The 12510-nt window shown below is 65.3% G+C and carries 10 protein-coding genes; 7 read left to right on the top strand and 3 right to left on the bottom strand.

Features of this window, described 5'->3' with window-relative positions; genetic code table 11:
• The first annotated feature begins 29 nt into the window (after positions 1–29).
• The gene (locus LK03_RS10510) at positions 30–1037 is read left to right on the top strand and encodes a DUF4917 family protein (protein WP_038412286.1); all 1008 of its coding nucleotides are present in this window, start codon (positions 30–32) and stop codon (positions 1035–1037) included.
• A 5-nt stretch (positions 1038–1042) separates the two neighbouring features.
• Here LK03_RS10510 and LK03_RS10505 read toward each other — a convergent pair whose 3' ends face one another.
• Complete coding sequence (locus LK03_RS10505; RefSeq protein WP_430962046.1) at positions 1043–2263, bottom strand: class I SAM-dependent methyltransferase; 1221 nt, start codon at positions 2261–2263, stop codon at positions 1043–1045.
• A gap of 87 nt (positions 2264–2350) precedes the next feature.
• Positions 2351–2968 (bottom strand): hypothetical protein, encoded by a 618-nt coding sequence (locus tag LK03_RS10500; protein WP_038412284.1) that lies wholly within the window; start codon positions 2966–2968, stop codon positions 2351–2353.
• 202 nt (positions 2969–3170) lie between these two features.
• On the opposite strand from LK03_RS10500, the gene bglX reads away from it, so the two are divergent.
• The 6 genes from bglX (at position 3171) to LK03_RS10470 (ending at position 12262) form a co-directional block, all read left to right on the top strand.
• The gene (bglX, locus tag LK03_RS10495; RefSeq protein ID WP_038412283.1) at positions 3171–5459 is read left to right on the top strand and encodes a beta-glucosidase BglX; all 2289 of its coding nucleotides are present in this window, start codon (positions 3171–3173) and stop codon (positions 5457–5459) included.
• A gap of 94 nt (positions 5460–5553) precedes the next feature.
• Complete coding sequence (locus LK03_RS10490; RefSeq protein ID WP_038412282.1) at positions 5554–7311, top strand: sensor histidine kinase; 1758 nt, start codon at positions 5554–5556, stop codon at positions 7309–7311.
• Positions 7305–8639, top strand: a complete 1335-nt coding sequence (locus LK03_RS10485) for a sigma-54-dependent transcriptional regulator (protein WP_038412281.1) — start codon at positions 7305–7307, stop codon at positions 8637–8639. Before LK03_RS10490 ends, LK03_RS10485 begins: the two co-directional genes overlap by 7 nt.
• A 305-nt stretch (positions 8640–8944) precedes the next feature.
• Positions 8945–10276 (top strand): MFS transporter, encoded by a 1332-nt coding sequence (locus tag LK03_RS10480; protein ID WP_038412280.1) that lies wholly within the window; start codon positions 8945–8947, stop codon positions 10274–10276.
• A gap of 158 nt (positions 10277–10434) precedes the next feature.
• Complete coding sequence (locus LK03_RS10475; RefSeq protein ID WP_038412279.1) at positions 10435–11583, top strand: Fic family protein; 1149 nt, start codon at positions 10435–10437, stop codon at positions 11581–11583.
• 73 nt (positions 11584–11656) lie between these two features.
• The gene (locus tag LK03_RS10470; protein ID WP_028696708.1) at positions 11657–12262 is read left to right on the top strand and encodes a flavin reductase family protein; all 606 of its coding nucleotides are present in this window, start codon (positions 11657–11659) and stop codon (positions 12260–12262) included.
• On the opposite strand, the gene LK03_RS10465 is transcribed toward LK03_RS10470, so the two are convergent.
• Positions 12263–12496: a hypothetical protein gene (locus LK03_RS10465; RefSeq protein ID WP_038412278.1), complete on the bottom strand. Its 234-nt coding sequence runs from the start codon at positions 12494–12496 to the stop codon at positions 12263–12265. It lies immediately after the preceding gene.
• Positions 12497–12510 lie beyond the last annotated feature (14 nt).

Here is a 12510-nt window from a genome sequence, read left to right as displayed (position 1 = left end):
GCGTTTGTGTTTCAGCCTACGGATACCCCATGCCAGCACGCGATGCCCACCTGCCCTCCTGGGCCGAGCTCTCCGACCGTCACGCCTACCCGGCCCTGCTGCTGGGCAACGGCGCCAGCCGCGCCCTGTGGAAGCCGTTCGGTTACTACTCGCTGTTCGAGCAGGCGCAGCAGGTACGGCACAAGGCCCTGGCGATCAGCGACCAGGCACTGTTCAAGGCATTGGGCACCGAGCTGTTCGAGCCGGTGCTGAGCGCGCTGAACACCACCATCCGCAGCAATGCCGCACTGGCGATCAACTCCACCGCGCCGCTGAACCGCTACTACTCGATCAAACAGGCGCTGATTCACGCCTTGCGCGCCGTGCACCTGCCCTTGGCACTGCTGCCGCCGGTGACCCTGGGCCAGCTCAACGCCGAACTGCGCCGTTACCAAAGCGTCTACACCAGCAATTACGACCTGATCCTGCCGTGGGCCATGGAGCACGACCCGTCGGGGTTCGCCGAACTGTTCGATGAGCAAGGCAGCTTCGATGTGCGCCGCACCGCCGGCGCCGGCACGCGGGTGCTGCACCTGCACGGAGGCCTGCATCTGCTACGCCAGGCCGACGGCACCACGCGCAGGCGTGGCGCAGTGGGCAGCGAGCTGCTCGATGGCGCGGCCGTGAACGTGCCCGGGGAAGTGCCGTTGTTCATCAACGAGGGGCCCAGCGCGCAGAAGCTTCAAGCTATTCGCAGCAGCGACTACTTGAGCTGGTGCCTGGCGCAGCTGGCTGGCGAGGACGGCAACCTGTGCCTGCTCGGCCAGCATCTGGACAGCGCCGACGAGCACCTGCTGGAGGCCATCATCCAGGCGCGGCCAGCGCGCATCGCCGTGGCCATTCGCCCCTTGGGCGAGGCCTCGGTGCACAACCAGCAGAGTCATTTCAGCCAGCGCCTGGCGGCGGTAGGCTGCGCGCTGGACTTCTTCGACGCCAGCACTCACCCGCTGGCGCAGACTACTCTGAGCATCGCCTTTCCTGCATCGCGACGCCGCTGAGACGACTACTGCGCTGCGGCCAGAAGGCCGTCGGCGCGCAGCAGCGTTTCCAGGCAGTGCTCGCTGACCCCGTAGAACGCCTTCAGCTCGGCGATGCGCGCCAGCAGGGCGGTGGTGTCCTGGGGTTGGCGGCGCTTGACCGCCAGAATCATCTTGTTCTTGTTGGTGTGTTCCAGCGAGATGAACTCGAACACCTTGGTTTCGTAGCCACAGGCTTCCAGGTACAGCGCGCGCAGGCTGTCGGTGAGCATTTCCGCCTGCTGGCCCAGGTGCAGGCCGTAATGCAGCATCGGTTGCAGCACATCGGGGCTGCGCAGTTGCGGGCGAATCTGTTTGTGGCAGCACGGCGAGCACATGATGATCGCCGCGTTGCAACGAATGCCGGTGTGAATCGCATAGTCGGTGGCGATGTCGCACGCATGCAGGGCGATCATCACCTCGATCGCCTCGGGCACCACGCTGCGCACGTCACCGCACTGAAACTCCAGGCCCGGGTGCTGCAGACGCGCCGCCGCAGCGTTGCACAGCTCGACCAGCTCGGCGCGAAGCTCGACCCCGGTGACCTCAGCAGCGCGGCCCAGGCTGTTGCGCAGGTAGTCGTGCATGGCGAAGGTCAGGTAGCCCTTGCCCGAGCCGAAGTCGGCCACCCGTAGCGGCTGTTCGGCAGGCAACGGTGCGCTGCCCAGGGCATGGTCGAAGACCTCGATGAACTTGTTGATCTGCTTCCACTTGCGCGACATCGACGGAATCAGTGCGCCTTGGGCATCGGTGACGCCGAGGTCGTGCAGAAACGGCCGGGACAGCTCCAGGTAGCGTTTCTTCTCGCGATCATGACCCGTGCTGGCCGTGGCCTTGAGCGGCGCCTGGGCGCCGTGGCGCTGCAGCATCGGCTTGCCCTTCTTGCTGAAGGTCAGCTGCACCTCACCCTCGCCGTCGAACAGGTGAGCATTGCGAAAGCTGCCCGGCAGCAGTTCACCGAGCAGCGCCGGCACCTGTTCCAGTGGCAGGTTGCGGGTGATGTCGCGGGTCTGGTGGCGGTACACCAGCGACAGACACGCCTGGCCCTTGACCAGCACCGGCTTGGCGATGATGCGCTGCAAGGTCGGGTCGGCGCCCACAGGGCGGGCCAGCACCAGCTTGCTCAGGCTGCCAGTGGCGAGCGCCTGTTGCAGCAGGGTGAAGAACTGGGTAAGGGCGTCGGGGGAAGCGGACGGCGTAGCGGACATGGACAGCAGGTGCCTCGGGATGCAGGAGCGCGGTGCGCAGTGGCGGCCATTCTACGTGGCCACGCCGCTGCCGCGAAGGCCCCGCGGTCAGTCCAGCACGCGCACCCTTGCCCCCACCAGCGCACGACGACGCGCGACGGGCAAAGCCCGGCTCAGGTGTTCAGCGCAGGCATCGATAGCCTCGATGAAACCCGCCACCAACTCGCCCTGCTGCAGGCGATGGCGCAATTGCGCTTCCACCGCCCGACAGGTTGCAGGCGGCATATGCTCGGCCACCTGGGGCGCCAGCAGGATGCGCACGTAGCGCTCAGCCTCGCAGACGAAGATCAGCGCATGCAGCCCCGACTGCCCAGCTTCACCCTGATGCACCCGGAACTGGCGCCTGCCCAGACGCGCTGCCTGCCAATGGCGCAGCGCCCGTGGCACCAACTGCGCGGCCAGGCGCGGATGGCGCAGCAGCAGACACAGCAGCAGAAACACCAGCCCGTGCACCACCATCAGCGTGCGCCCACTGGGCCAACCGGTCAGCACCTGCAGCAGCGAAGTGACGAGCAAGGCCAGCAACGCGGCCCAGAACAGCGGCAGGTAGGCGTAATCGTCGGCGCGGCGGGCGAGCACGGCGAGCAGTTCGGCAGCGGTGCGCCGCTCGGCGCGTGCGATGGCCTCGGCGAGCAGACGTTGGTCGTATTCGTTGAGCGGGGTCATGCCTGGGGTCTCGGCTACGTTCTTATAGTTGTACTGGCCATCGCGGGTCTGGAGCCGTCGCCATATTCAGGCATAATCCGCCGCTGGACCGCGGACAGATCGGCACCGTCCGGTTCGGCGAACTGTACAACAATAGCCGCCTGAAAACCTTGCTCGCGCGTATCACCCTGATACGGCCAGCGCTTCTACGATGGAATCGCGCATGAAATCGTCCTTGCTGGGTCTGGCCCTGGGCCTCGTCAGTCAGGCGGCCCTGGCCGCCACCGCCGCACCGCCACTGCAAGACAAACAGGCATTCATCGATCACCTGCTAGGGCAGATGAGCCAGGCGGAGAAAATCGGCCAGTTGCGCCTGATCAGCATCAGCCCCGAGATGCCCGCCGAGAAGATTCGCGAGGAAATCGCCGCAGGCCGCATCGGCGGCACCTTCAATTCGCGCACCGCGCCGGAAAACCGCCCCATGCAGGACGCGGCCATGCGCAGCCGCCTGAAGATTCCGATGTTCTTCGCCTACGACACCGTGCACGGCGAACGCACCATCTTCCCGATCAGCCTGGGCCTGGCCTCGAGCTGGGACATGGACGCCATCACCACAGTCGGGCGCACCTCGGCCATCGAAGCGGCAGCCGACTCGGTGGACATGACCTTCGCGCCGATGGTCGACATCGCCCGCGACCCGCGCTGGGGGCGCACCAGCGAAGGCTTCGGTGAAGACACCTACCTGACTTCGCGCATCGCCGAGGTGATGGTGCGCGGCTTGCAGGGCAAGAGCGGCGCCGAGCATGACAGCGTGATGGCCATCGTCAAGCACTTCGCCCTGTATGGCGCGGTGGAGGGCGGGCGCGACTACAACGTAGTCGATATGAGCCTGCCGAAAATGTACAACGACTACCTGCCGCCCTACCGTGCGGGCATCGACGCCGGCGCTGGCGGGGTGATGGTCGCGCTCAACTCGATCAACGGCGTACCGGCCACCGCCAACACGTGGCTGATGAACGACCTGCTGCGCCAGCAATGGGGCTTCAAGGGCGTGACCATCAGCGACCACGGCGCGATCAAGGAGCTGATTCGCCACGGCGTTGCCCGCGATGGCCGAGAGGCCGCCAAGCTGGCGATCAAGGCCGGCATCGACATGAGCATGAACGACTCGCTGTACGGCGAAGAACTGCCCGGTCTGCTCAAAGCCGGCGAAGTGTCCCAGGCCGAACTCGACCGCGCGGTGCGCGAGGTGCTGGGCGCCAAGTACGACATGGGCCTGTTCAAAGACCCGTACCTGCGCATCGGCAAGGCCGAGGACGATCTGCAGGACTACTACGCCGAAACCCGCCTGCACCGCGCCGCCGCCCGTGACGTTGCGCGGCGCAGCCTGGTGTTGCTGGAAAATCGCGACGACACCCTGCCGCTGCGCAAGTCGGCCACGGTGGCACTGGTCGGGCCGCTGGCCGATGCGCCGCTGGACATCATGGGCAGTTGGGCCGCCGATGGCCGCCCCGAGCATGCCGTCAGCGTCCGCGAGGGCCTGGAGCATGCCCTCGACGGCAAGGGCAAGCTGCTGTATGCCAAGGGCGCGGATGTCACCCGCGACAACGCCATCCTCGACTACCTGAATTTCTTCAACGCCAAGGACGACAAGATCGTCCTCGACCCGCGTCCGCCGGCGGTGATGATCGATGAAGCACTCAAGGCTGCGGCCCAGGCCGATGTGGTGGTGGCCGTGGTAGGCGAATCCAAGGGCATGTCCCATGAGTCGGCGAGCCGCACCAGCCTCGACATCCCGGCCAGCCAGAAAGCCCTGATCAAGGCCCTGAAAGACACCGGCAAGCCGCTGGTGCTGGTGCTGATGAACGGCCGACCGCTGTCGATCACCTGGGAGCGCGAACAGGCCGATGCGATTCTGGAAACCTGGTTCAGCGGCACCGAAGGCGGCAATGCCATCGCCGACGTGCTGTTCGGTGACTACAACCCCTCCGGCAAGCTGCCGATCACCTTCCCGCGTTCGGTGGGGCAGATTCCCATGTACTACAACCGGCCCAGCATCGGTCGCCCGGCTACCCCCGGCGAGCCTGGCAACTACACCTCACAGTATTTCGAAGAGCCCAATGGCCCGCTGTATCCGTTTGGCTACGGCCTGAGCTACAGCAGCTTCACCCTGTCCGACCTGACGTTATCCGCCGACCATCTGCAACGCGGGCAGCGCCTGCAAGCCAAGGTCACGGTGAAGAACACCAGCGAGCGCGACGGTGAAACCGTGGCGCAGTTGTACGTGCAGGACGTCACCGCCTCGATGAGCCGTCCGGTCAAGGAACTCAAGGGCTTCCAGAAAGTGCTGCTCAAGGCCGGCGAAACCCGCGAGCTGACGTTCACCCTCAGCGAAAGCGACCTGAAGTTCTTCAACGCGCAACTGCAACAGGTGGCCGAACCTGGGCAGTTCAACGTGCAGGTCGGGCTGGATTCGCAGAACGTGCAACAGCAGCACTTCGAGTTGCGCTGAGCCACGCGTTGACCCGGTGTTCGGCGGCGTGTGATCCACCCGCCAGCGCTGGTTTTCGATCCATCCCATGGCCCCATTGCACGCGGAACAGCCCATGCCACCGTCCTATCGCGCCCTGCGTCTGGGGCTGATGATTTTGCTGATCGTAACTGGCACCGTGCTCAGCGCCGGCTGGGCCATGCACCAGGCCAAGCGCGAAGCGCTGCAGGCCGATGCTCGGCGGGCCAGTGAGCAACTGAGCCTGTACGCCAACTCGCTGCACACCCTGATCGACCGCTACCGCGCGTTGCCTGCGGTGCTGGCGCTGGACCCGGAACTGATCGCCGCCCTGCGCGGGCCGGTGTCGCCCGCCGTGCAGGATGCGCTGAACCGCAAACTCGAACGGATCAACGGCGCCGCCAATTCCTCGACCCTGGAGCTGCTCGACCACACCGGCCTGGCCGTTGCCGCGAGCAACTGGCGTCTGCCGACCACTTACGTGGGCTCCAACTACGGTTTCCGTCCCTACTTCAAGCAAGCGCGCAGTGAGGGCAGCGGGCGCTTCTTCGCAGTCGGGGTGACCAGCGGCGTGCCCGGCTACTTCCTTGCAAGCTCGGTCAACGACGAAGCCGATCGCTTCCTCGGCGCCATGGTGGTCAAGCTGGAATTCCCCGAGCTTGAGCGCGAATGGCGCCAGGGCAACGACGTGGTGCTGGTCAGCGATGCCCGCGGCATCATCTTCATCGCCAACCAGGACGGCTGGCGCTACCGCGAACTGCGCTCGCTCAACCGCGAAGACCGTGCGGTGCTGGCCGAAACCCGGCAGTACGACAAACAACCGCTGGTGCCGTTGCAGCATCAGGTACTCAGCCGTTTTGGCGACAACAGCCGATTGAGTCGGGTGCAGGGTCCGCAGGGCCAGCGCGAGTACCTGTGGGAAAGCCTGCCACTGGAAAGCGAGGGCTGGACCTTGCACCTGCTGCGCCAGCCCCAGGTCGCCGAAGACGGCCGCAACGCTGCCCTGGGCGCCGCTGCGGTATGGCTGAGCCTGGTGTTCGCCGCATTATTCGTCAGCCAGCGCCTGCGCCTGGCCCGTCTGCGCCAGCGCAGCCGCGACGCGCTCAAGCGCGAGGTCGAAGAACGCACTCGCGAGTTGCGCATGGCCCAGGAGGGCCTGGTGCAGTCGGCCAAGCTGGCCGCGCTCGGGCAGATGTCGGCGGCCCTGGCCCACGAGATCAACCAGCCACTGACCACCCAGCGCATGCAACTGGAAACCCTGCGCCTGCTGCTCGACCAGGGTCGCTACGAGCAGGCACGCCAGGCCCTCGAGCCGCTGGAGCAGATGCTCACGCGCATGGCCGCCCTGACCGGCCACCTCAAGACCTTCGCTCGCAACAGCCCAGGCGGGCTGCGCGAGCGCCTGGATCTGGCCGGGGTGGTCGATCAGGCCCTGCAACTGCTCGACACTCGCCTGCGCAGCCAGCAGATCGACCTGGCGCTGTACCTGGCGCGCCCAGCCTGGGTGCGCGGCGATGCCATTCGCCTCGAGCAAGTGCTGATCAACCTGCTGCACAATGCCCTCGACGCCATGGCCGACAAGCGCTTCAAGCGCCTGGAAATCCGCATCGCCCCGGCCGGCGCCGACTGGCAGTTGAGCGTGCTCGATTCCGGTGGTGGCATTGCTGAGGCCGATCTGAGCAAGGTCTTCGACCCCTTCTTCACCACCAAGCCGGTGGGCGACGGGCTGGGCCTGGGTCTGGCGATTTCCTATGGCATCGTGCATGAAGCCGGCGGCCAGTTGCGCGTCGAGAACCTGGCCGGCGGTGCCTGCTTTACCCTGTCCCTGCCCCGCGATGTGGAGCCTGCATGTTGAATTCAGTGATCGTCGTCGACGACGAAGCGAGCATCCGCGCTGCGGTCGAACAATGGCTGAGCCTGTCGGGCTTCGAGGTGCAGGTGTTCGAGCGCGGCGACGCTTGCCTGGCGCAGCTGCCGGCGCATTTTCCCGGGGTGGTCATCAGTGACGTGCGCATGCCGGGCATAGACGGCCTGCAACTGCTCGAACGCTTGCAGCAGCAGGATGCCGACCTGCCGGTGATCCTGCTGACCGGGCATGGCGACGTGCCGATGGCGGTCGAGGCCATGCGCAACGGCGCCTACGACTTTCTGGAAAAACCCTTCACCCCGCAGCACCTGCTGGGCAGCCTGCGCCGCGCGCTGGAAAAGCGTCAGTTGGTGCTGGAGAACCGCCGCCTGCACGAGCAGGCCGACCTCAAATCGCGCCTGGAAGCCACGCTGCTGGGCATGTCCCAGGGCTTGCAGCAGTTGCGCCGGCAGGTGCTGGAACTGGCCGGGTTGCCGGTCAATGTGCTGATCCGCGGCGAGACCGGCAGCGGCAAGGAGCGCGTTGCGCGCTGCCTGCATGATTTCGGTCCACGGGCCGACAAGCCCTTCGTCGCGCTCAATTGCGCGGCCATTCCCGAAACGCTGTTCGAAGCCGAGCTGTTCGGCCACGAGAGCGGCGCCTTTACTGGCGCCCAGGGCAAGCGTATCGGCAAGCTGGAGTACGCCAACGGCGGCACGGTGTTTCTCGACGAAATCGAAAGCATGCCGCTGGCCCAGCAGGCCAAGCTGTTGCGGGTGATCCAGGAGCAGAAGCTGGAACGCCTGGGCGCCAACCAGAGCATCGCCATCGACCTGCGCATCATCGCCGCGACCAAGCCCGACCTGCTCGAAGAGGCCCGCGCCGGACGCTTTCGCGAAGACCTGGCCTATCGCCTGAACGTCGCCGAATTGCGCCTGGCGCCGCTGCGCGAGCGACGTGAAGACATTCCGCTGTTGTTCGAGCACTTCGCCCGCCACTGCGCCGAACGCCTAGGTCGCAGCGCAGCGCCGCTGGACGGTGCGCACATGGCGCGGCTGCTGGCCCACGACTGGCCGGGCAACGTGCGCGAACTGGCTAACGCCGCCGAGCGCCATGTGCTGGGGCTCGATGCCGGCGCCAGTCAGGCGTTGCCTGAAAGTAGCTCGTTAGGCGAACAGATGGAGGCGTTCGAGGCGCAATGCCTGCGCGCGGCGCTGCGCCAGCATCACGGCGAAATCAAGGCGGTGATGCAGAGCCTGCAACTGCCGCGGCGCACCCTGAATGAAAAGATGCAGCGCCATGGCCTGGTGCGCGAAGACTTCATCGAGCGTGAATAGGCGGATTCTTGCTCATCAGCAATCATTGATGAGCGGAAAACCGCTCGCGCCTGCGCCGACGGCACACGTTCGCGTTCGCTGATCGCTCCTCCTCCCGGCTCTGGCCGCGCTCCCGCAAAAACGCATAGCCCCCCGCAAATACTGCCTTTGAATGGGCAGACTGCACCGCCCATGCACTCATCTGGATCAGCCTGCACCCGATTGGCACAGCTTCTGCAATCGCCTGAGCCTGCCGCGCACCGATGCGGCGCGTTTCCAGGAACGAGCAAGCCAAGACCACAACAACAACGAGAAGGTATCCCCTGATGGATAACAGCACTTCCCTGCCCAGCGGGGCGGCCACCGCACCGACCGCGCAGCGCAGCACCACCAGCCGCCTCAAGTCGATCTTCAGTGGCTCGATCGGCAACATGGTCGAGTGGTACGACTGGTACGTCTACGCGGCATTCTCGCTGTACTTCGCCAAGGCCTTCTTCCCGGCCGGCGACACCACCGCACAACTGCTCAACACCGCCGCGATCTTCGCCGTGGGCTTCCTCATGCGTCCGATCGGCGGTTGGCTGATGGGCCTGTACGCCGACCGCAAGGGGCGCAAGGCTGCGCTGATGGCCTCGGTGCTGCTGATGTGCGCAGGCTCGCTGGTCATCGCCCTGACCCCCGGTTATGAAACCATCGGCGTTGCCGCGCCGATTCTGCTGGTGGTCGCGCGGCTGATGCAGGGTCTGTCGGTGGGGGGTGAATACGGCACCTCAGCCACCTACCTCAGCGAAATGGCCAGCAAGGAACGCCGTGGCTTCTTCTCCAGCTTCCAGTACGTGACGCTGATTTCCGGTCAGCTCATCGCCCTGGCGGTGTTGATCATCCTGCAGAACACCCTGACCACCGAAGAGCTCTATGCCTGGGGCTGGCGCGTGCCGTTCGTGATCGGCGCGCTGTGCGCAGTGGTGGCGCTGTACCTGCGTCGCGGCATGGAAGAAACCGCCTCGTTCACCAAAAAAGAGAAAGAAAACGACAAGCCCAAGGAAAGCCTGATGCGCACCCTGCTGCGCCATCCCAAGGAACTGCTGACCGTGGTCGGCCTGACCATGGGCGGCACCCTGGCCTTCTATACCTACACCACCTACATGCAGAAGTATCTGGTGAATACGGTGGGCATGAGCATCAGCGATTCGACCACCATTTCGGCCGCCACGCTGTTCCTGTTCATGTGCCTGCAACCGGTCATCGGCGGCCTGTCCGACAAGATCGGCCGGCGCCCTATCCTGATCGCCTTCGGCGTGTTGGGCACGATCTTCACCGTGCCGATCCTGACCACCCTGCACACCATCCAGACCTGGTGGGGCGCGTTCTTCCTGATCATGGCCGCGCTGATCATCGTCAGCGGCTACACCTCGATCAACGCCGTGGTCAAAGCCGAACTGTTCCCCACCGAAATCCGCGCCCTGGGCGTCGGCCTGCCCTACGCCCTGACCGTCTCGGTCTTCGGCGGCACCGCTGAATACGTGGCCCTGTGGTTCAAGAGCGCAGGCATGGAAACCGGCTACTACTGGTACGTCACCGCCTGCATCGCCTGTTCGCTGCTGGTCTACGCGACCATGAAAGACACCCGCAAACACTCGCGTATCACCACCGACTGATCGCAGGCAGGCTGTCACCCTGAAGGGCGCTTCGCACGACGGAGCGCCCTTTTTTCGTTCGGTTGGGGTGTGGTGAGCCGAATAGGGTTATTATTCGGCTCACCAAATGAGCCGAATAGCAGCATTATTCGGCTCATCGTGTCGCTGAGGGGAGAGTGATGAACGCACCGCAATGGATCTGGCAGAACGAAGACTGGCCGCACTTCACGTGGCAAACCGATGCCCTTGCCGGTCTGTTGAGGCAGTGCGTGGACGCTCAAGGCCGACTGCTCGGCAGGCTCAGCGCAGTCAACAGGCTGACCGACCGGCGTGCGGTACTCGATACCTTGCTGCGCAACATCGTCACGTCATCGGCTATCGAAGGTGAACAGCTGAATGTCGAATCAGTGCGCTCGTCGCTGGCGCGACGCTTGGGGGTAGAGGAAAGCGGGCCCACTTCGCCACGCAGCGAAGGCTTGGCCGAGTTGATGCTCGATGCGACCGAAGGCCTGGAGCAAGCGCTGACCCAGGAACGCCTGTTCACCTGGCACCGCTGGCTGTTCCCCAGCCAGGACAGCCTGCTCAGCCAGCCCGTGCAGGTCGGTCAACTGCGTGGGGAGGCGCCCATGCAGGTCATTTCCGGACGGCTGGACAAGCCTGTGGTGCATTTCGAGGCACCGCCACGACGGGGTCTGGAAGCACAACTGCAGACCTTCCTCGAGTGGTTCGAGCAAAGCCGAAACGACCACCTGCTCGATCCGCTGCTACGGGCCGGCATCGCGCACTTCTGGTTCGTCACCTTGCACCCGTTCGACGACGGCAATGGCCGGCTGACCCGCGCACTGACCGACCTGGCCTTGGCGCAAGGCGAGCGCCAGGCGATTCGCTTCTACACCATGGCGGCCAGCATCCTCGATGACAGGGCCGGCTACTACGCAGTGCTGGAAAGTAGCCAGAAGGCCGACCTGGACCTCACCCCCTGGCTGCGCTGGTTCCTGGCCACGCTGCTGCGCAGCCTCGAACAGGCCCTGCAACGGATTGATCGGCTTCTGCACAAGGCACGCTTCTGGCAGCGTCACCGCGAGCAAGAGCTGTCACCCGAGCAGCGCAAGGTGCTCAACCGCCTGCTCGACGGTGGGCCCAAGGGATTCGAAGAGGGCATCAGCGCTGCGCAGTATCAGGCCGTGGCGAAGGTCTCCAAGGCCACGGCCACGCGCCACCTGGCAGACCTGCTCGACAAAGGCTGCCTGATTCGCCTGCCCGGCGGCGGGCGCAGCACCCGCTACTGCGTTGCGCTCGCCGAGCCCGATGTACAGGGCGGCACTTAATACAGAGCATTTCCAGCCACGCCAAGCCTTGGCACACTAGGCAGCTCTTCCCTTGCCGACAAGGCTGCGTGCGATGCACTTCTATGAACCCGCCAAAGGCCACGGCCTGCCCCACGACCCGTTCAACGCCATCGTCGGTCCACGGCCGATTGGCTGGATTTCTTCCCACGACCGCGAAGGCCGGCTGAACCTGGCGCCGTACAGCTTCTTCAACGCCTTCAACTACATTCCGCCGATCGTCGGCTTCTGCAGTGTCGGGCGCAAAGACAGCCTGAACAACATCGAGCAGACCGGCGAGTTCGTCTGGAACCTGGCCACCCGGCCCTTGGCCGAGGCGATGAACCAGAGCTGCGCGGCGGTGCCGGCCGAGGTCGATGAATTCCAGCTCAGCGGGCTGACCCCGGCGGCCTCGCGAGTCGTCGCGGTGCCGCGGGTGGGGGAAAGCCCGGTGTCGTTCGAGTGCAAGGTGAGCCAGATCGTGCAGCTCAAGCGTGCCGATCAGGCCCTGGTGCCCAGCTGGCTGATTCTGGGCGAAGTGGTGGCGGTGCACATTGCCGAGCACCTGCTCAAGGACGGCATCTACGACACCGCGGCGGCCCAGCCGATTTTGCGTGGCGGCGGCCCGGCTGACTATTTCGAACTGGGCGAGCTGTTCAAGATGAACCGGCCGCAGGGCTGATCACCAGATCAGCTCGGCCTCGTCGCTGACGCCCTGCAAGCGCTCCAGTTCGGCACTGGCCGCTTCGTCGGCGGCCATGGCGCTGCGGAAGGTCTGGCCGTCGAGCAGCTTGTGAAAACGCGGCGCGCCGCCGCCGATCAGCTGCTTGACGGCGATGGCGGCGTGATAACCCCCGCCCTCGACCGGGACCATGGCCGAAACGGCTTCGAAGTGGGGAAAAACTCTACGGGCCATATTCGGCGCTCCGG

This window comes from Pseudomonas cremoricolorata (assembly GCF_000759535.1).
In the GTDB taxonomy this organism is placed as follows: domain Bacteria; phylum Pseudomonadota; class Gammaproteobacteria; order Pseudomonadales; family Pseudomonadaceae; genus Aquipseudomonas; species Aquipseudomonas cremoricolorata_A.
Note: the sequence above shows the minus strand (reverse complement) of the source record. Positions and strands in the feature narration are given on the sequence as shown.

What these genes read in the sequence shown, in the direction of transcription:
- LK03_RS10510 (WP_038412286.1), top strand. Translation starts at nt 30, where the DNA reads ATGCCAGCACGCGATGCCCACCTGCCCTCCTGGGCCGAGCTCTCCGAC.
- LK03_RS10505 (WP_430962046.1), bottom strand. Translation starts at nt 2,263, where the DNA reads ATGTCCGCTACGCCGTCCGCTTCCCCCGACGCCCTTACCCAGTTCTTC.
- LK03_RS10500 (WP_038412284.1), bottom strand. Translation starts at nt 2,968, where the DNA reads ATGACCCCGCTCAACGAATACGACCAACGTCTGCTCGCCGAGGCCATC.
- bglX (WP_038412283.1), top strand. Translation starts at nt 3,171, where the DNA reads ATGAAATCGTCCTTGCTGGGTCTGGCCCTGGGCCTCGTCAGTCAGGCG.
- LK03_RS10490 (WP_038412282.1), top strand. Translation starts at nt 5,554, where the DNA reads ATGCCACCGTCCTATCGCGCCCTGCGTCTGGGGCTGATGATTTTGCTG.
- LK03_RS10485 (WP_038412281.1), top strand. Translation starts at nt 7,305, where the DNA reads ATGTTGAATTCAGTGATCGTCGTCGACGACGAAGCGAGCATCCGCGCT.
- LK03_RS10480 (WP_038412280.1), top strand. Translation starts at nt 8,945, where the DNA reads ATGGATAACAGCACTTCCCTGCCCAGCGGGGCGGCCACCGCACCGACC.
- LK03_RS10475 (WP_038412279.1), top strand. Translation starts at nt 10,435, where the DNA reads ATGAACGCACCGCAATGGATCTGGCAGAACGAAGACTGGCCGCACTTC.
- LK03_RS10470 (WP_028696708.1), top strand. Translation starts at nt 11,657, where the DNA reads ATGCACTTCTATGAACCCGCCAAAGGCCACGGCCTGCCCCACGACCCG.
- LK03_RS10465 (WP_038412278.1), bottom strand. Translation starts at nt 12,496, where the DNA reads ATGGCCCGTAGAGTTTTTCCCCACTTCGAAGCCGTTTCGGCCATGGTC.